The following is a 19377-nucleotide window of genomic DNA, read 5'->3' on the forward strand; positions in this document are numbered from 1 at the left end:
GATTGATTTAACACCTTATGTACCGGTAATGATCACCCCAGATCAATACAAACAAATCACAGGCAGTAACTATGTCGCCAGCAAAAGCTAGCGGCTATTTTTATGGAAGGAAGTGAGAAAGTGACATTTTTTGGATACACGATTGGTGACTGGGCAGAGGTTATATCAATCATAGGGGTGGGAGTAAGTGCGGGCAGCTGGCTGTTCAAAAAGATTGCCTTAGATCCATTACGCTCTGATATTCAAGTGCTTTCAGAGACAATTAATCGTCAGCTAAAACTGCACGAACAATCGCTGGCAGACTTGGGACAACACTTGAGGACACACGATGATGAGCTTGGCAGTCACTCGGTTAGGATTACTCGATTGGAAGACCATGTAGGCATTAAAGGAGAAGATAACCATGAAGATTAATTGGACAGTACGAGTATTGAGCGTCAAATTCTGGCTGGCCGTTGTGCCAGCTTCTTTGTTGGTGGTTCAAACGGTAGCAGCAGTCTTCGGTTACAACTGGGACTTTGCTAGTTTGGGTAAAGAACTCACTGCAGTGGTCAATGCAGTATTTGCGCTGTTGACCATCGTTGGGGTAGCCGTTGACCCAACCACAGAGGGCGTCAGTGATAGCCAGCAGGCGTTAGCTTACCCGGCACTCATTACCACCAAGGCAGCTAAGATCAAGGCGCTAGAGGACCAGATTAAGGCGCTGCAAGCGGATAAAGAGGCTGACCAGGTAACTGCTGCTAGTGAAGTGGTTCCAGAGACGTCTTCTGCAGCACCGGCGGAGTCAGCTCCGGCATCTTTTGCTCCACAGCAATAAGGAGGAAACCATGAAACTAAAAACCAAACTAATTACCTTGGTAGTCGCCTTCTTGGCGGCTATTTCTTTTGCCTTGCCATCGCAGGCCAATGCATCAAAGGGTGATCAGGGTGTCGACTGGAGCCGGTACCAAGGGGATAACGGTGTCTTTGGATATTCTACTGACAAGTTCGGCATCTCTCAAATTGGTGGATACAGTGGATACGGCACGTACGAGCAAACCACCTACAAGACACAGGTTGCATCGTTGATTGCGGCTGGTAAGCGGGCACACACCTATATCTGGTGGCAGAATATCGACAACACCAATTTGGCCAAGCAAGTACTAGATCATTTCTTGCCTGAGATTCAAACACCAAAAGGGTCGATTGTTGCGCTTGACTATGAGGCCGGATCAACCAACACGGCAACCTTGCTGTGGGCACTCGACTATATCCGCGATGCTGGGTACACGCCAATGCTCTACGGTTATAAGAGCTTCTTGGTTAACCACATCAACTTGTCACAGATTGCCAGCCGCTATCAGTTATGGCTCGCGGAATATCCTGATTACAATGTCACTACCGTACCGAATTACAATTATTTCCCGAGTTTTGACAATGTAGGTATCTTCCAGTTCACTTCAACTTATCGCGCTGGCGGCCTTGATGGTAACGTTGATCTAACTGGCATCACTGATTCAGGCTACAACGGTAGCACGACAACGGGTAGTGGGAAAACTTATGTTAAGCCTGCTACGAGCACACCAGCGACAAAAGCAGGCCAGCAAGCCAACAACACCACACTTAGCCAGATCAAAGCTGGCGATAATGTTAAGGTTAACTTCGGCACAACCCGTTGGGCTAATGGTGTCGCAATGCCTAGCTGGGTTCAGGGCAAGACGTACACTGTTCAGCAAGTATCTGGATCTAACGTATTGCTTGGTGGCATCATGAGCTGGATCAATCGTAGCAATGTTGAGCTGTTGACAACGACCAGCGTGCCGTCAGTAAGCTATGGCTCTACCTACACGGTTCAGTCTGGTGACAGTTGGTGGTCGATTGCTTACAAATATGGCATGAGCATGTATACTTTGGCTTCTAACAACGGTAAGTCAATCTACAGTGTGATTCACCCAGGCGATGTATTGCGTGTCTCTGGTGGCTATTCAGTGGCCGTATCAAGTCACACGTACTACACGGTTCGATATGGTGACAGCTTCTGGAGCATTGCCAGCAAGTATGGCATTAGCATGTACACGTTAGCCGCTAACAACGGCAAATCAATCTATAGCCTGATTTATCCGGGCGAAAGCCTGTATATCAGGTAACAAAAAGGCCCTCTGCTCGCTAACGCGGGTGAAGTGCTTTTTTACTTATGCAATAATATAAATATAAGTAATTGGTGGTGAAGTTGTGGTGAAGTGAATCCGAAATTGTGAAACCTAAGAAATTGATATAGAGCTATTTTTGCTTTTACACCGGCGATTTGAAACCCTATGAAATCAGTGCTCAAGCAAATCACAACAAGAAGAACATGTTCGCACTGCTTGGTCGTCCGGGTTATGAGGATATGACTAAGGAATTGAACGCACGCCTTTAATCGCAAGGGTTTGTGCGATTTGAAATAAGGTAAATAAAGAGCTCCAGAATCATGTTGGAAACGTCCGTGGCTGAATTTTGGCTGTCAGTCAGGAGTTATCAACTGGTTCTGGGGCTTTTTTTATGGGCATGTGTTCGGGCAGCGTTTGAATTTGTTGCTCCACAAGAGTTGAAGCAGCGTTAAAAACTAAACTAATGCTAGTAATTGCTTTTGACTCCAGGGTTTTAGCTCAGTTCCATACTGACGCGCTAAATTACGTGCCTTTTCGGGGAGAGCATTTTCAACGTCATTATAGATAATCAGGTATCTAATTTTCATTTTTCCTTATCTATATTGATTAGGATTGATTACGCCGAATAGTCCATACGAATAATTTCAAGCGGCGCATCTAAGAAGGAATCAATCCCAGCCAAAAACTGCTTGAAGTGGGAGGTTTCGTTATGTGCCGCCACGGCCTCCGCATCCTGCCAGTGTTCGATGATCTCGTATTTATCGGGATCAGTGAGGCTTTGGAAGTGGTCATAGCTGAGGTTACCGGCTTCAGCACGCGATCCCGCAACCAATTGACTGATGAACTGCTGGTAGTCGCTGGCAAGCTCTGGTTTGACGTGTAGGGTAACATTAATAATTTTCATTTTCTTCCTCCTAAAGGGGTTATGGCCACGAGGGCGTAATGTATTGATAGAGGCGTTCTTAGAAGGTGAACTTTTGCCGCTAAGATCGTCACTACAACTGATTATACTAGCAAATAAATGGGCAGCAATCGAAATGGGGTGGGGCCATAACTTGTGATGAGCTTATTTCAGCCGGAATGGGTCACAAGATTGGGTAAACTTGATTAAGGATTTCACGAGATCGGTTCCGGTGTGAGCGCAAAAAAGCCGTTGAGCAGACAGTTGATCAACGACTTTTTTCTCTGGGCAGAAATATTTAATTTTTGGTGCTTGTTCCGTCGGCGTAATTGATGGTGTATCCTGGTTCGACATTAAAAATATAGACATTGAAATGAATGGTGTTGTCGCCGATGCTTTGAGCTCGCATTTGAACACCGCGTGCAACGAGTTCGTTACCGCGGAAAATTGGCTTTACCTCGTAACGGACGTAGTGGTCATTACTTTGTTTGAGATAATAAGCGATATCCATTTCATGAGCCAACATCAAGGGACTATTGAGCGTTTGAGTACCGGTCATGAGATTCTTTGGGTTATTATTTTCACCGGTCAGTTGGTACCCGATTAAATGGCTACGATTATATAACCATCCATGTGCCGTTTTTTTATTGTGCCAGCCGGTTGGGTTCCAAGTTAGTGGTTCGCGTTTGGCTGAAGGCATGAGTGAGCGGTTTAACAAGGCATTGGCATCGGTCACCCGGTTGAGACTATCTAAATCGGAATAAGCGGCCCATGCGCCTTTTGCAGTTGAAAGATCATTTTTTGAAAATGCGGGATCGTTGTTATTGACGGTTATTTCTTGCTGGCCGGTATAATCGAGATTGGCTAAAGTATTGGCATCCGTGGTACCTGCTGTCGTTTTTGAAGCTTCTGTGCTTGGCTTGCTGTTATCTAATGTCGCTTTTAGACTGCTAACTTCTTCACGTTTATCAGCAATAGCTTCATCGAGACTGCTGATCGCAGAATTAGTCTTATTATTAAGTTTAGTCTGATCGGCCACAGGATCCGTGGATGGTGAGGTTGATTTTGAGGTGCCTTGAGTACTGCAACCGGTTAGTAAGAGACTTACTATGAGCACGGGGGTAAGATATTTCATTAACTTTGTTTTCATTAGCGTAATGCCTTTCGATAACCAGCCGATGATGCCTCGGCTTCGGTATGGAAGTAGACAGCATTTGCAGCGTTCATATGGTAGCCGGCTTGACCAGGAACGTGATAGATCTTGCTACGGCTGTTGCCAACGATGGTTCCTTGCGTGCCAGTATATAAATCACCTTGGTTTGTTGGCGTTTGCTGCTGTGCCGGCGCAGCTTGCTGTTGTGCTGCCGATTTCTGGGCTTCTTCTGCTTGTTTGGCTGCGGCTGCATTTGCCGCTGCTTGCGATGAGGCAGCCGCTTGGATGGATGCCGCAGCTGCTTTACTGGCAGATTCAGCCTGAGATGCTGATGTGGATGCAGCAAGAGATGAGGAAGCTGCTGCCGCTCGCGATGAGGATGCTCGTTCGTCTGCGGCTGCTTCGAGTTTCGTTTGTTCTTTGGTTAAGGCTTTTAACTCCGCGTTTTTTTTAGCTTTTACTGCCAATAAGACTTTTCCGTGTGTTCTTTCGGTGTTCAGCAGTTTTCGCTGTTTTGTCGTTAACCTTTTATTAACAACGCTTGATTGCGAAGTTGAACCTGTCGATGTTTTTGTGTCACTCATCGGGGTGCCAATGAACATTAAAATAATACCGCCAATTAGTAGAATTAGGTTGAGTCGTTTCGTTGACGGATGTTTCCGTTGCCGAAATAAGCGCACGGCACCCCAGATAGTCCCACCCAATCCGAGTAAGATTAAAAAGTCGCCCAATGTAGCCATTTTTCTCCTCCAATATTCCTAGGTTCGAACTAGGAATAATCTCGAATAAGAATATTCGTAATCCCTTATTTACAAGGTTTATTTTCCCAGAAAAAAAGCTTGGCGGCAAGCGTCAAGCTCGATTTGAATTAGGACTTCACCACGTCAACATCGGCATATAGACTGGCGATGATCGCAAGCATATCTTTTTCGGTTCGTTCCCAGCTGATTGTTTTTAGATAGGCTTGTGCTTTTTCGATATTTTGGGTAATGATCTCAGGTTTTTCGCATGCTGTTTGGAGTGTTTTGGCCAGATCACGTTCATCCAAGTGACATGAAAAATAAGTGCCATCCTTCAGGAAGTAGCTGCCAGTGCCTTCCTTAAAATCGATCAGAGGTAGGCCGGCGCTCATCATTTCGTAAGGGACCAAAGAGAAATTGGTCATTGAAGGGGCAATACCAAAATCTGCTTCATGGTAAAGCTGATTGAGTTCTGCCGGGGTCAGCTTTCCGAGATTCTGACCGTTAATAAAGCGTTTGCTGCGACCCGTACCAAAGTAAGTTATTTTGAGATCAATTCCCTTGGCTCGTAGCAAATGGCGACAGTTTTCAAGGACAATTTGAATAGTGACAGGCGCGCGGCGAGGACTGCTCCATTTGGTGTAAACCGCCAGCTTGATTTGCTTTTTATCTTGGTAAGGCTTGGGATCGCGTTCTTTAAACGGGTAACGTGCCACATCGACCGGGAAATTGATAATGTCAATCGGACTGTTAGTTTTGCAATGTGTCGTAATCATATGTGCGCACCAAGGCCCTAGTGAAACCATGTGCAGTCCGAGGCTATAAGTACGGCGCGCCATCTGGTAACGATCACCGTATGGGTAGAAATAAGGTTCATAATCCTGGACAAAATACATCTTATAACCCGGCTTATTTTTGATGACATAAACGGATTCCCATAAAGTAGCGACCCAGATGTCAGAACGGTGCGATTCGAGTTCTCCCATTGGCAAACAAGTTCCTTTATAGCCTGGATAGTTAAATTCGGCGTTTTGAATCATCTCATCTTGACTTTGCGGAACGTAACTTAGATAGTAAACGTCATAACCCGCATTGGCTAACAAGGTTCCTAAATGCAGCATGGTTGTTTGACCACCATCAAAGCCGATGATACCGGTCGTTACAAAAGTGATCCGATTGCCGCGCGGTTTGGTTTGATCGGCAGGCCGATCGTTGAAGTATTTAAGTATCTGATCATATTGATGAATACTACCATCAGGAGCGTCACTAAATTTAGTTTTTGCAGGTTTCACAGCCATTCCTCCTCAAAATTTTTCGAACGATGAAGTGCAGGCAAAGACTCGAAAATTAGGCAGAAAAAAGAAGTCTGGTGTCACGGCTGCTTGTCAGCGGCGATACCCGATTAAACTAAAAGACGATGCAAATGCCTGACGCTTATTTTAGTTTACATAATAACCGTAAGCTAAATAGTGATCGTTTTCAAGTTCGCCAAGGTTGGAACGGCGTATTCTGAATGATAGAGAGGGTTTTGCCATAATATTATGAAGGTTTGTTTTGAAATATTGCCATTGGACTGAAATTCTTTTTGTAACTGGCCATTGTGCTCGTGAAGTTCGAGGACCTGGTTGGCCAGTGAAATTTCAGCTTTCCTAAGCGCCTGTTCAAATCATAATGAATGCTTATCTTTACCGTGAGATGGGGCTGTGCTAGTGTGAAAGTATCGATATCAATGAAAGAACAGGTGAAGCTATGTTAACGATTGGAGTCATTGGTTTAGGCACGATTGCTCAAAAAGCATACTTGCCAGTTTACGCGCAAATGCAAAATCAAGTGCACTGGTTATTGAATACACGCAATGAAGACAAGTTAGAACAGCTTTCAGCACAGTATGGACTTGAAAGTGCAGGCCATTCGCTACAAGACCTCGATGGACAGCCACTTGATGCGGTGATGATTCATACACCAACCGCAACTCATTATCAGTATGTTAAGCATTTTTTGGAAAAAGGTGTTCATGTCTTTGTGGATAAGCCTTTAGCAACCGATATGGCGCAAGTTAATGAATTATATGATTTGGCAGATTCGAAACATGTCATGCTGACGGTTGGCTTTAATCGCCGGTTTGCCCCAATGATTCAAGATTTAGCGCAAGTGACAGATAAAACAGGCGTCCGCGTTGATAAGAATCGCATTGATGCGCTTGATGATACCGAACATGCACTGTGGGATCTTTTCATTCATCCGGTAGACACTGCACTGATGCTCGCTGGCTATCCGGAAAAACCAAACACCCGCTATGCCTTGCACACCACAAGTGATGGCCAACTTCAACAAGCAAGTGTGACGTTCACGGCTCCAGGTATTCGCGGTGAGGCAGGGATTGACTTACAAGCAGGCACTAACCTTGAAGAGGCACAAGTGGCAGCTCCAAGCGGCGTTCAACGCGTCCAAAACCTGGATCAACTGGTCGTGTATGGCCGTGGTGGCGCTTCACAAACCTTTGCCCCAGATTGGCAGCCTATGCTTGAAACCCGGGGATTTGCGCCAATGGTACAGGCATTTGTCCAGGCCGTGGGTAATCCAGATGGCCAGAATCCGGTATCACCGGCAACCAGTCAATTAGCGCATGCTGTTGTCGCCGATTTGGTCAATCAAATTAACAACTAGACAGGGTACTAACCCAAAACGCTTTTGAAGATCGATAAAATGAAATCTGCCAGCTTGGACATGAGTGTCGGACAAGCAGATAAGGAAGGGGACAAGTGCTATGTATCAAAAATCATTTATGGCAATGGCTGATGAAGAAGCAAAAGCAAATGTTAACGGATCCGATGGCGGGCCATTCGGGTGCGTAATTGTCAAGAACGGTCAAGTCGTCAGTCGTGCACATAATCGGGTGTTGGTTGATCATGACCCAACTGCACACGGCGAAATTACCGCAATTCGCAAAGCTGGCCAGGCATTGGGAACACACGACTTGTCCGGTTGTGAGCTCTATACTTCGGCGATGCCTTGCCCAATGTGTTTAAGTGCGATTATTTGGGCAAATATCAAACAAGTCTATTATGGCAATACCGCTGATGATGCTGCGGCAATTGGGTTTCGCGATGCTGCAATTTATGACTTTATCAATGCCGGATTAAAGGGGGAAATGCTGAAGCTGAGTCAGCATGATCGCAATCTGACCATCGGCGCGTTTAAGGCGTATCAGTCAGCACAAAAGGAATTGTATTGATAAGTTGACACACATTTCTGCAGCTGGTGGCTTGGTGGAAAAGGGTGCGAAGTGGTCGCTTACTCGCAAAATATGTTTGACATTTTTATAGATTCCTGTAGAATAATTTAGGTACGATAAAGCGCCACTCATTGCCCGTTGGTCAAGGGGTTAAGACGCCGCGTTCTCAGCGCGGAAACACGGGTTCGAATCCCGTACGGGTGAGAAATAGAATAAATGTGATGAAACGAAATCCTCGGAATGCCTTTATAACGGTGTTTCGGGGGTTTTTGTTTTGGAGAGAAAAGATTTGAATACTTGAGATTCAAGTTCACCGTCAAAAGTAGGAAGTCTTGTGGCACAAATGCTTTGGCGTTTGATAAATCTAGGCTGATTGTTCGATATTCATCATTGATGTCTGTACCCCTTTGAGTGGCAAAGACTTTGACGTTTGATGAATTACGTTGGATCCATTTTGACAACCTTGTGGGATACTTTGCCAAGGTAATTTTGTCCAATCGTGTCTCAACAGACTATTGAAGAATCCTCAAATTAAATTGGCTGGGGAACGGTTAGCACAAAACTGATGAATGCGCTTCTGCTCGCTGATGCTGGATGAAGGTTTATTTTTGTGGCTTTTGGGAATTTAAAGATGTTTCTTTTGCGAGAGTGACTTTATGGTGAATAGATTGATTTTAGGCGAACGGAAAAATTGACTCAACTGCGGTGATTAGGCATTATAGATAGGATATAAAGTATAATCGTTCAGCAAAGAAGATCCCAAGTGAGTTCTAACTTGATAGATTGATTGATTTTTATATGGCAAACGCTGCTAGCCGGAACTTAGCTATGTTACGAGCGCCGACGCGGGTGATGAAGATATTTGAATTTTCGATGGAAGAAGATGGATTTGATGAGTAGTAAGAAGTTGAAGGATATTCAAAAGGACGTACCAATTCCTGTAGGTATCGTTGATGAACGACCGATTCATCCAGCCCGAAAGCTCTCAGAAGAAGAATCTGTTCAAATTATCGCTGATTTTGAGCAAATTTCGCTTGAAAAAGTTTTTAAGCGATTATCAGAAATACGAAGGGAAATTCAAAAAGATATGAAACGATAATAACTGTGAAGACCGCCAGTGTTTCGGCTATTTTTATGCCCCTTTCCCTGCTTGTAGGCCAAAAGAACAACTGAGAAATCGTCTCATACAACTTTAAATGTTGGTGGGGCATTCGATATGGATAATGATTCTATTCATCCGTATATTGGGAAAAGATTAAAGAAATACGGAGAAGTCCTCTTGCACGGTACTTCCCAAAGAACTTGAATCGGCATTCCGGCTCACATATGATCTCAGTAAGAACTATGCATCCATGATCCTAGGCTTGTTAGCTTGTGAGTAGAATGAGGGAAGGGGGGTGTGGACTTCTAAGTTAAAGTCAATTCACTAAATAGAGAGTCAGCACTATTTTGGGATGGTTTTTTAAAGGGAGATGATTCTGAGGTCGTGGCACTTTACTCACAGTTAATGCGATTGCATATTCCTCAGGTAGTCACTCTTCCCGATGGCGTTGACTATTATGACGAAATACACACCGGACCCAACGTCTATAAAGCAATTATGAAGATCTTTCCTGATAATGAGATTTTAAAAGCTCCGTCAGATGACTATATGGGCAACAAGAAATTGCGCGTCTTCTAATACAGGAATTTAAATAAAATAGTTTTATATGAAATACATTCATATAAGATAGGCAGCCTCAAGGGAGTGACTAAAAGCTTGGCGTTGTGTGTACGCATGACATCAAGGCTTTTAATTACATAGTTGACCAACCAGTGGAGTATACAAATGATTAACAAAGTTATAGATGCTTCTGTTGCTGAAGCACGGCACGCAAAGTATACTGACAGTGTAGTTGATGTTGTTTATGTTAGCGAATGTACCCTATAAAGGGAGGGATAGATTAAAATGAGAAGAGATTTTGTTAAAAAGTCTTTTGACTATTACATGTCTCATCCAGCGAAAGTTGATCTGCCATTACGACCACAAGATATTGTTCCGTGGAAGCTTGATTTTTCCGAAGAAGAATGGCAATATTTTTGGAAATTGCTTAAAGAATGGGACGACCAATTAACTGAATGGCCCGAGACAACACTTGGATGAAAACACAACCTAGTCGCCATGCGCGGCAATTTTTATACACTTAACTAAAGAGTGAAAGCACAACAATGGCCCTGATTGCCGCTGCGTCAGAGTGTATCCACAAAATCATATTCAATCCTATCTATGCCGCGCTGCCGAAGAGATCCGCAAGAGTCTTCGGCAGTTTTTGCATGAATTCACTCATGATCTGATTAATGACCGATTGAGCTTCATGATAAGTTGACGCTATACCAATTAATTGTGCCATGAGCCAACTCAAAGCTCGCGCAATGCCGGTATCAGGTAGAGCTTTTCCATAGTAGAAGAAAAAGTCACCCAGCGTGCGTTCCTCAGTTTGTCCACTTTGACACAAGGCGAGCAGATCATAGCTCATCATGACCATTGCCATATGTGCGCATAAACCGTCATAACCACGTACTTGCGTCGCATCAAAGCGCAGATATTGTTTAGCGACCTTGAAGTAGCCTTCGATTTGCCAGCGTCTGCCGTACATCTGAATGATGCGTTCGGGGCGCAAATTAGTTTTTGTGGTTGCTAAAACCAAGAAGCGACCCTTGGCACCTTTTTTAGTCACGAAAACCAGTTTCATGGCCATCTTTGTACCATCCATATCGTATTGCACAATGGGACTGTACAGATAATGCTGATGTATTAGCCGTTTACTCTGCTTTAACGTGGCATAGAGCCGCTTAACATCCATTTCTCGTCCCCGATAACGAAAGTACACTTTCTCTGTCTGCTTGATCATGCCGATGCCAGTGATCCCGCGCTTAAGCAGTTCATGGAACATCTTGGGATAAGCAAACCAGCTATCAAATAAAGCATAATGCACCTTGACGCCTGCTTTAATCGCTTGGTCAACGAGTTCAAGTGCCACCAAGTTCATTTTGCGATGGGCTTGCTGGCGACGTTTGGCCGCAAGTGAGCGTCCATCATACGGCTTTTGCGGGCCAACCTGGTTCTTTGTCTTACTTGAGGCCATCAGCGCAAAGGTGAGCGGCAGAAAGGTATTGCCATCACTCCAACCTAGTGTCAAAGCCCGAAAGCCGGTATAGTACCGTTCATGGTCATGGTCGAATACTTTGGAAAGTAATTCGGTCTTCTTGGAGAACTCGCGCGTAAATAGTGAATCGTCAATGACGAAGGCTTGATCACGGCCAGTCGCGGCAAACTGATGGAGATATTGAATCAGATGAACCGCTACCAGCAAAACCAGCCGCTGCCAATTGATCCGAGCATCATCCAAGCAATTACGTGCTGTCCGTTTTGAAAAGTCGGGATCGGCTTCAGCTCGATGCAGTGAGTAACGTTGAAAGATGGACCAATTTAAAGAAATGCGTTGTTTTGAGCTGAATATCATGGGTTGATTGTTGTATAGTAAACATGGACGTAAAGACTCCCTTGTATGTTGGTTTTGGTCGACTTAATTATACGACGCGGAGTGCTTTGCGTCTTTTTTAATACCAAAAAGTCCCGATTTCTCGGGACTTTCTGCGGATATTCAACTTTCACTCTTTAGATGACGTACTTACATGAAAGAGAACATGTTCGACAGTACAAAAATTACGGGGTAAAATTTGGTCAGGGTCATATGACGCGCTTTTGAAGAAGAGCCGAACAGGCAGGCCAAAAATGGATGAAGAAACGCAGAAAAGGGGTTGAAAACGGATGACGGAATTCAAGGACTACATCATTGGAATATTGAAGAATCAGCGAGAAGAGCCAAATGGCAAGTTTGGATATCAATTCATGCGGATCACCCCTTACACAGTGATTTTGTTTGCTTGAGACAATACAGCCAAGCAGAAAACTCAAATTGAAATACGTTCGAAAGAAAAAAAGCCTAATGAAGTAGCTTGGGAAAACCTTTATCCTGAGTATGAGTGGGTTAACGTTTAACAATAAAGACGAACAAGTAATAGGTTAGCCGCCAGTGAACGGCTAATTTTATGGCATTATGAATTGTGAAATGGCGCATTTTATTACAGATAGATTGTTACTATCGCGATATAGTCAGACAAAGATACTGCAACTAATGACAATGTGGTCAAAAAGTTAAACTGAGTCACAAATTAACGAACCAGCACGCGCTTGATGATGGAGTGGTTGAGGCGTTCAAGCGAGCCAACATAGAATACACACAAATGTACGTTGAAAAGTACGTTATAGTAGGTGTGCTATGAAGATGTCTGGAGAAGCTTAAGCAGATGCCAAGATGAACGCCGATCCTGATAATATCATTATGAGATTCGTCAAAAAAATCACGCGAAGGGAGCTGAGCAGTCTTGGTCATTCCTCCAATTAGTATCATTAAATATGTTAAGTTCGAAAGCGGTTTGCCCGTGCTCACAATTAAGCATCCGACAGCTCGGCAGCAAGCAGACTTTGATCAATATAAGCGAGCCGAGGTAGCTGAAGAAGCTTACAAAGAATTACAGCTCTCGAAGGTAAAGAGTCGCACTGAAAGATAAGTGTCCAACTGCCTTTGAGGGGCTATTTTTGTGTTCTTTTTTTCTGATTGTAGGACTAAAAAACAACTGAGGCTTCTCTCCAATGACGTTAAATGAGAGTAAAACTATTCAGCTGGATAATGAGCCAAAGAAAAATCCAACCACAAACTAAAGATGATCCAGAGTATTTAAAATTTCGCATGCCTATCCAAGATTGCCTACATTCTCACTTGACAACCGTTTTAACATAGAAGGTGTAGGCGTTCCTTTAACATTTTAAAGGAGCCTTTTGATATAAAAATGGAGGCGACGGCATCATGCAATATCGAATTCAACTCGATACCAAAAACCAGTTGTTTGTGGCGATTGATGCGCATGACCAGAATCATTTTGGAACTGGCCGGACAATTGAACAAGCCATTCATCAATTAAAAGCGACAAATAAAGCCGCGTAATAAAACCCCATCTGCTACTGGCGTAAATTTTATTGCTAGTTGCAGATGGGGTATTTTTAATTGGAAGAGAAAAAGATGGATTACTGATAACGTATCAGGTCGCGGCGGGTTTTGAGCCAGATAGCAGTGAGAATGGCAACAAGTGCTAAGACGCCGATTGCAGCGATGATGAAGAGGCTGCGATAGTTGAACCAATCGATAACAAGGCCGCCAAATAACGGACCCAGTGCACGTCCCACTGATCCCCACGAATTAACGAAGCCTTGATATCGCCCCTTAATCGCCCGTGGCGTTAAGTCATTGACTAGAGCGGGAATAGCAGGGGATGCGGTGGCTTCACCCGTGGTTAAGGCAATCATGGCGATGACGAAGAAGGGGTAAGTTCGGGCGGTGATGAGGATTAGAAAAGAAATTGCCACCATCACGAGGCCAAACAGGATTTGATAGATAATGCGGATGCCGTTGACGTGTTCGTTAAACCAGTTTAGGAATAGCTGAATAACCACAATTAAAGCTGCGTTGAGCGTCCACAAGAAGCTATAGTTGCGTAGTGGAATGCCTAGTCCTGTCATATAAACTGACAAGTTAGATGACCATTGCTGGTACATGAGCCAAAAGACCAGTAAGGCAAAAAAGAAAGTTGTTAACATTAGGTGATTTGCTGCCGGTAATGTGGCTTTTGGGGATGCTGCCGTCGCTTCTTTTGAAGGTGTACGTGCGATTTTGGATGCTGGCTGAAATTTTGCACGACAATAAAAAATAGCACATACAAGATGACGGCAATTAAAAATAGCAGGGTGATGCTGATGTCATAGATAAAACCAACTAAAGAGGTGCCGACAACAACACCGACGTTTTGCGCGAAATAGAGCATGGTGAAGACGTATCGACCATCTTTTGAACGTAGACTGGTGCCGAGAGAATTAACCATGGTAATGTTCCAACCGGAGCCGATACCAAGTAGTGCCAGCCAAAAACAGTAAGCCGGCCATCCATGCCAAATTGTCAGGCCAATTAAAACGATGCCGGTGAGGCCGACGCCAAATAACGTTAGCCGAAAAGGATCGCTTTGGTCATACAGCCGGCCGCCGACAATACTGCCGATAACGCTGCCAAGTGAGTTGAGTAATAAAACGACACCGATAACCGTTAGAGAGATATGAAGCCGATTATGTAAATAAATACTGGTTAGTGGCCAGATAAAACTCATGCCGATACTACTCAGTAAAGCACCAGTTAGAAGCCAGCGCAGTCTGATTTCGCGTTGCATGACAACACCATCCTTTGTATGTCAACATATTTGGGGGATCGGGTTTTGAAGCACCGAACCAAGACTTGAATCGTGATCATGGTGTTCTAGCTGTGTCAAACTAGTTAAGTCAGCGCTGGGTATGAATCAACCCATCTGCTTGTCACTAATAAATGTTCCGTCCCAATATAATAAGGCCATCGTACGTCAAGCATGAGTAGTAGGTCAAACCTATTTTTATAGCCGTGACCGCTGACTTTTTCGGGTGGGCACGGATCGGAGCGATCAAAACCTGCCTGCATTAAAGCCAGCATGCTGAATTTGTTTACGTTGAAAAGCTTATGACGTTGCTGGCACCCACATGCGCAGATAAGTGATGAAGTGAAGGACAATGTCAAGTAACAGTAAAACCCCAGCAAAAAAGCGGCCCTCATTTTGACCGCTTGCTTGCTATTAAAGGTTCTTATCCATGTTGAAGGTTAGTTTTGAAAGTTTCAAGCTTTCCATGACGTATTCGTTGATCAAGGCTTTCGTTGCCGCTTTGGTATGCGCGACAATCTTGTAATTGGCGTCTGTCAGATATTGCGTTAATTCTTTGGCGCCAAGTTCTTTGGCTCCTTTGTCAAAGCCTTGGATCATTTCGCGATAGTCGCGGTTCAAGGCGGTTAGATAGTCACGATCCGCTTGAATGAACTGGGTGTAATGTGCCTCTACCAATACATCAAGCAATCGATGCAGCCAGTAAGCCGAATCAGCATCGATATCAAAGGTTTTCGGTGTTTTGGAATAGCTCGGGTCGGTGTCATTCGCGTTGCAATAAAACGGGACATACGGGCTAAATGAAGGCATGCCGATTGCCAGCCACATAATGGCTTCCAAACCTTCCTGAACATCACTGCGCAACTGCAGGATGTGGGAATTCTGGGTTCGGTTTAAACCAATCGGCCGATAACGGAAGCGGTCGGCATCATCACCGTGGCCATAAGGATCAAAAGGTGTTTCGTTATAGTGGCTGCCAAGAATCTGGGCAATATCTTCGCGGGTGATGAGATGATCGGTCCGCATGATAAAAGGCAATTCCGCAGATTCCGGATCGGCTTCAATTTCGGGATTGAGCAGTTTATGACCGTACCAAACGCGTGGGGTGTTGTAATGACGGTCTTTTTCATTCATCGTGCCGAAAATGTGGCGGAAATTCCAGCCTTCTTTGTCGGTGTTGAGGTGATGGGTTTCGACAAATTCCTGAATACCTTCGCTCCAAGCAAAATTGTCGGTGTCGTCAAAATCGACTTGTTGAATCGCAACCTGATTGGCCGCAATCGCATAAGCATCATCAGGGATACGTTGGGCAACCCAGTGATGGCCGGTGACGATTTCCATATACCAAACGCTATCTTTGTCGGAAAAGAGCACCGAGTTACCGGCTGGCGAACCATATTGTTTGATGAGCTGGCCAAGGTATTCAACGCCATGACGAGCCGATTCAATGAAAGGCAGTACCATATTAACAATCAAGTCTTCATCCAGACCGTCTTTGACAAGCGGATCAAAACCCAATGCCCGTTCATTGCCATAAGTGCTTTCCGTTGCCGACATTGCAACGTTACGTTCATTAATGCCGCTTTCTTCGTAGTCGCCAAGTTTATCGTTTTCAACGTTTGGAACAGCGTTGTAGCGATAACCATTTTCAGGCAAATCCGCCTCGAAGCCATTCAGCGGTGACTTGACGTGCAAGGATTTCTCGCCTTTCCATCCGGCGTGCATATAGAACCGTTGCGGCGTCAGGGGACTAAACGTGTCATCGTTACGAGCGATCATCGTTGAACCGTCAATACTGGCCTTTTTACCAACCAGAATCGAAGTACATGCAGATTCAATTTTCATTCTTGCGCCTCACTTCTTAAGTATTGGTAATAGTTTACGCCAGAATTAACTTTTTTGCACCTTCATCAAAAAAGTCGTTGACAAGTGCGCGATTTTTTTTTAAGATATTACTCGTTGTTAAGTTACTGGGTAGTAGCGAAGTGGTAACGCAGTGGACTCTGAATCCATAATCATAGGTTCGATCCCTATCTACCCAAGCAGTTCACAGTGACCGCGATTCACAAGCGCTTATGAAGCCTTGTGGGTCGCGGTTTTTAGTTGTTTTTCAGAGCTACTGGTGTTTTTAAAAAAGCATCAAAATATCACCATATAGCACCACAAAGAATAGGCAAACCTATAATATAGCTGGTCTGCCTTTTTTATTTTTATGATCCCAAAAGTTTCACACACGCTGCACCCAAGCCAAAAACCCAGCATAAGCAAAGCACCCGCACGTATAGATCAAGAAAGCAGCGATAATGAACGCCAACCACGGCCAGGTTAAAAAGGCGCGGGCGATGAATAAGAAGAAAGCCATCAATACCGCACGTAATCCGCGGGTTAAGACGGCTTTGACAGTGCTATTCAAAAGAAACCTCAATGAGTAACTGCTTGGCCTTGGTCAAATGGCTGGTCGTGAGCCACATCTGATCAGAGGAAGGGGCTTCAACATCTTCACCTAAATCAGGCAACAAGCTTAGCAACCAAGCACTAATGTCAGGATTGTCAAAAGAAAAGTGCTCTGGTAGTCGAATAACCCGCAGCCGATTCGGTGGAAAGAAAATTTGTTGTTGCGGGAAAATAACTTGGTCGTCAAGTAAAATACTAGCAACATTTTGATACGGTACCTGACGAACCTGATAACTTTGCGGATGGTCATGCGCATATGCCAGAATCATAATGGCTGCGTCAATCACAAAAAGACCTCCATTCAAATCAAAATTATTTACGAAATTCATGATAACATAATAGAGAGCGTGAGCGGGCCCGGTTAGAAGTCGGAGTGTAAGTGGCCTCAGCCGTGATGGCCGGTCTTTGACCATTGCGACAAAGGTCCTTACACGTAGATTCCTGCGCCGGGGAACGCGTTTAGGAAAAGAGCGGTAACCGCCGCGTCCAAGGCTCTTACACGCGTCCCAGTGACCAAGTTATAAGTTTACGCTAAGTTGATAAGTCCACCAGCACAGATATATAGGAGCGGTTAAAAGCATGACAAAACGATTGTATTTAGTCAGACATGGTGAGACGCCGATGAATGTTGCTCGTCAGCTGCAGGGGATTACCGACGCAAACTTGACAGCAAAAGGGCGTGATGCTGCAGATCGGTTGGGTGAATTGTTGCGGCCGATACCATTTGTCAAGGCTTTTTCAAGCGATCGCGAACGGGCGATTGAAACGGCTAGGCGAATTATTGCGGGTCATCAACCGCAACCGGCGTTAATCAAGTTATCGGCTTTACGTGAATATTATTTTGGCGGACTGGAAGGCGATCCTGGCAATGCTGTGATGACGCGGACAATTCGCCGCTATGGCTTGACGGCATCATGGCGCGCGTGGGTGGGTTCACAGCGTTTTGCCGGGTTGATCCGATCCATTCGCAATGCCGATCCGACCCATCAGGCTGAAGACTTGCCGGATCTGCTAGCGCGAGTTCGCCAAGCGTTTGCGCAGATTGATGCTCAAAGTCCTGATAACAGAGACATTTTGGTGGTGTCGCATGGCTTATTATTGAGTGCCTTAATCTATCAGTTGGCACCGGAACAGTTACCGCTGGGGTTGTTAAAAAATACCAGCGTGACACGAGTAGATGTGACTGACAAGGGGATGCGCCTGCGTGGAGTCAATTTGATTCGCGAATCAGACATCTTGGCGTTGCGCCATGATGAGCCTCAAAAGGACGATCATCAGAATGAACCTCAAAGTATTGACCAAGGTAAAGAGTAATCAATGTTAGAAGAACTTCGTTAGTTAGAGAAGCTATTGAAACCAACCTCAAAAACAGTTGCAAGCGGTAAATTCAGACCATTGACTGAATTTGCCGTTTTTGAGTTAGTGTAGAATTTCTATCGGTAAGGCGATAGGTCCAAATAATAGAGCCATGAGGAGGAGTTTAAAAAGAGGCCCGCTTCGCTAATTAAGTTACCAACAAGAGTAGAGGAGCAAGTGACCTTCATGGAACAAGTACTATCAGGAATCATGCCAAAGTTAACGGGAAAATCATCTCTATAGATCCAAGAAAAAGTTGATACTTCTATTTTTTGATTGCATTTTGTGGCATGGGCGTCTATAATGACACCTTGTCATATGACGGGATGTCATAATGAAACACTTTCCAAATTGACGAATAGATGAAGACTAGGAAGGAGGTCGCCATGCCGAAAGCAACTTTTTTTCGATTGCCAAAAGCTAAGCAACAGCGATTAATGGATGCGGCTTATCAAGAGTTTGCGCGGGCACCATTTAATGAAGCTAGCATTAGTAATATTATTAAGCAAGCCGGTATTCCGCGTGGCAGCTATTATCAGTATTTCGATGATAAGGCGGATCTTTATTTTTATTTGCTGGAAAATGTCCGACAGCGGACGGTGGCATTCTTACAACAAGTGATGACCAAACATCATGGCGATTTGTTTGCGGCGATGTCAGAATTTTTTGACAAAGTGATCACAGCGCTCACTCATGGCCCACATGCTGCATTGTATCGGAATGTTTTTTTGCACATGGATATTCGGAGTGCCACCAAAATGGCAAAGTCGGATGTGCCATTTTCCAAGCCACCGCACGGGCATGGTGAAATTCATGCGTTTTTGTTAACCAGCATTGATCGCAGTCGCCTCCGGATTCAAACGGATGATGAGATTAGTTTGCTGATTCGCCAGATTGTCGGCATGTTCATGCAGACAATCGGTTATTACTATTCGCACCAGGCTGAAGGTAAGCCGATTACGGTCGCCGAATTAAAACGGCGTAGTCATCAGCTCCTTGACTGGTTGCAATTTGGTGTTGCCAGTGATCGTCAGCAGCGTTAGCAACGCATCACACTGGACTATACGCGGGGT

Annotated in this window: 19 protein-coding genes, 2 tRNA genes and 3 pseudogenes; 15 read left to right on the forward strand and 9 right to left on the reverse strand. The window is 44.7% G+C overall.

What is annotated here, in order from left to right:
• Nucleotide 1: 1 nt before the first annotated feature.
• From ACWP87_RS12160 to ACWP87_RS12180, 5 genes and pseudogenes are all read left to right on the forward strand, one after another.
• Nucleotides 2–91, forward strand: coding sequence for an XkdX family protein (locus ACWP87_RS12160; protein ID WP_435630719.1), 90 nt, complete (start codon nt 2–4; stop codon nt 89–91).
• 29 nt (nt 92–120) lie between these two features.
• On the forward strand, nt 121–414 hold the full coding sequence (locus ACWP87_RS12165) for a hypothetical protein (protein ID WP_014569500.1): 294 nt from the start codon (nt 121–123) through the stop codon (nt 412–414).
• A complete protein-coding gene (locus tag ACWP87_RS12170; protein ID WP_014569501.1) occupies nt 404–817 on the forward strand; it encodes a phage holin in 414 nt (137 codons plus the stop codon). The genes ACWP87_RS12165 and ACWP87_RS12170 overlap by 11 nt, the downstream gene beginning before the upstream one ends.
• Before the next feature lie 10 nt (nt 818–827).
• A complete protein-coding gene (locus ACWP87_RS12175) occupies nt 828–2126 on the forward strand; it encodes a LysM peptidoglycan-binding domain-containing protein (RefSeq protein WP_014569502.1) in 1299 nt (432 codons plus the stop codon).
• 197 nt (nt 2127–2323) lie between these two features.
• A pseudogene (locus tag ACWP87_RS12180) lies at nt 2324–2398 on the forward strand (glucose-6-phosphate isomerase); the annotation flags it as partial.
• Between the two features lie 347 nt (nt 2399–2745).
• Here the strand turns inward: ACWP87_RS12180 and ACWP87_RS12185 are convergent.
• From ACWP87_RS12185 to ACWP87_RS12200, 4 genes are all read right to left on the reverse strand, one after another.
• The gene (locus tag ACWP87_RS12185; RefSeq protein ID WP_005685833.1) at nt 2746–3033 is read right to left on the reverse strand and encodes a putative quinol monooxygenase; all 288 of its coding nucleotides are present in this window, start codon (nt 3031–3033) and stop codon (nt 2746–2748) included.
• Between the two features lie 295 nt (nt 3034–3328).
• On the reverse strand, nt 3329–4180 hold the full coding sequence (locus ACWP87_RS12190) for a DNA/RNA non-specific endonuclease (RefSeq protein ID WP_005685835.1): 852 nt from the start codon (nt 4178–4180) through the stop codon (nt 3329–3331).
• Nucleotides 4180–4923 carry a sunset domain-containing protein gene (locus tag ACWP87_RS12195; protein WP_014569504.1) on the reverse strand — a complete coding sequence of 248 codons (744 nt, stop codon included), beginning with the start codon at nt 4921–4923 and terminating at the stop codon, nt 4180–4182. Before ACWP87_RS12195 ends, ACWP87_RS12190 begins: the two co-directional genes overlap by 1 nt.
• Nucleotides 4924–5051: 128 nt before the next feature.
• A complete protein-coding gene (locus tag ACWP87_RS12200; RefSeq protein ID WP_005713749.1) occupies nt 5052–6215 on the reverse strand; it encodes a glycosyltransferase in 1164 nt (387 codons plus the stop codon).
• Nucleotides 6216–6672: 457 nt separating this feature from the next.
• Between ACWP87_RS12200 and ACWP87_RS12205 the strand changes: the two genes are divergently transcribed.
• From ACWP87_RS12205 to ACWP87_RS12225, 5 genes are all read left to right on the forward strand, one after another.
• A complete protein-coding gene (locus ACWP87_RS12205; RefSeq protein WP_014569505.1) occupies nt 6673–7590 on the forward strand; it encodes a Gfo/Idh/MocA family protein in 918 nt (305 codons plus the stop codon).
• 100 nt (nt 7591–7690) lie between these two features.
• Nucleotides 7691–8158 carry a nucleoside deaminase gene (locus tag ACWP87_RS12210; RefSeq protein WP_014569506.1) on the forward strand — a complete coding sequence of 156 codons (468 nt, stop codon included), beginning with the start codon at nt 7691–7693 and terminating at the stop codon, nt 8156–8158.
• Nucleotides 8159–8290: 132 nt separating this feature from the next.
• Nucleotides 8291–8362: transfer RNA gene (locus ACWP87_RS12215), tRNA-Glu, on the forward strand.
• Between the two features lie 679 nt (nt 8363–9041).
• Nucleotides 9042–9257: a hypothetical protein gene (locus ACWP87_RS12220; RefSeq protein ID WP_014569507.1), complete on the forward strand. Its 216-nt coding sequence runs from the start codon at nt 9042–9044 to the stop codon at nt 9255–9257.
• Between the two features lie 888 nt (nt 9258–10145).
• Nucleotides 10146–10301, forward strand: coding sequence for a DUF1819 family protein (locus ACWP87_RS12225; protein WP_223804849.1), 156 nt, complete (start codon nt 10146–10148; stop codon nt 10299–10301).
• Nucleotides 10302–10422: 121 nt separating this feature from the next.
• On the opposite strand, the pseudogene ACWP87_RS12230 reads toward ACWP87_RS12225, so the two are convergent.
• Nucleotides 10423–11686, reverse strand: a pseudogene (locus ACWP87_RS12230) (IS4 family transposase).
• Between the two features lie 957 nt (nt 11687–12643).
• On the opposite strand from ACWP87_RS12230, the gene ACWP87_RS12235 reads away from it, so the two are divergent.
• Entirely contained in the window at nt 12644–12772 is a 129-nt protein-coding gene (locus tag ACWP87_RS12235; RefSeq protein ID WP_258422905.1) for a hypothetical protein, read from the forward strand.
• Nucleotides 12773–13068: 296 nt separating this feature from the next.
• Nucleotides 13069–13206: a hypothetical protein gene (locus ACWP87_RS12240; protein ID WP_005685842.1), complete on the forward strand. Its 138-nt coding sequence runs from the start codon at nt 13069–13071 to the stop codon at nt 13204–13206.
• Nucleotides 13207–13286: 80 nt separating this feature from the next.
• Here the strand turns inward: ACWP87_RS12240 and ACWP87_RS12245 are convergent.
• Nucleotides 13287–14476 (reverse strand): annotated as a pseudogene (locus ACWP87_RS12245) (MDR family MFS transporter).
• A gap of 432 nt (nt 14477–14908) precedes the next feature.
• Nucleotides 14909–16339 (reverse strand): C69 family dipeptidase, encoded by a 1431-nt coding sequence (locus tag ACWP87_RS12250; RefSeq protein WP_005685846.1) that lies wholly within the window; start codon nt 16337–16339, stop codon nt 14909–14911.
• A 126-nt stretch (nt 16340–16465) separates the two neighbouring features.
• Between ACWP87_RS12250 and ACWP87_RS12255 the strand changes: the two genes are divergently transcribed.
• A tRNA-Gln gene (locus ACWP87_RS12255) sits at nt 16466–16536 on the forward strand.
• Between the two features lie 185 nt (nt 16537–16721).
• Here the strand turns inward: ACWP87_RS12255 and ACWP87_RS12260 are convergent.
• Nucleotides 16722–16907 carry a hypothetical protein gene (locus ACWP87_RS12260; RefSeq protein WP_005685847.1) on the reverse strand — a complete coding sequence of 62 codons (186 nt, stop codon included), beginning with the start codon at nt 16905–16907 and terminating at the stop codon, nt 16722–16724.
• Nucleotides 16900–17235: a hypothetical protein gene (locus ACWP87_RS12265; RefSeq protein ID WP_005707453.1), complete on the reverse strand. Its 336-nt coding sequence runs from the start codon at nt 17233–17235 to the stop codon at nt 16900–16902. Before ACWP87_RS12265 ends, ACWP87_RS12260 begins: the two co-directional genes overlap by 8 nt.
• 292 nt (nt 17236–17527) lie before the next feature.
• Here ACWP87_RS12265 and ACWP87_RS12270 point away from each other — a divergent pair, with 292 nt between their 5' ends.
• On the forward strand, nt 17528–18262 hold the full coding sequence (locus tag ACWP87_RS12270; RefSeq protein ID WP_014569514.1) for a histidine phosphatase family protein: 735 nt from the start codon (nt 17528–17530) through the stop codon (nt 18260–18262).
• Nucleotides 18263–18690: 428 nt separating this feature from the next.
• A complete protein-coding gene (locus tag ACWP87_RS12275; RefSeq protein WP_005684928.1) occupies nt 18691–19347 on the forward strand; it encodes a TetR/AcrR family transcriptional regulator in 657 nt (218 codons plus the stop codon).
• Nucleotides 19348–19377 lie beyond the last annotated feature (30 nt).

It is taken from the genome of Lacticaseibacillus sp. 22 (assembly GCF_055413445.1).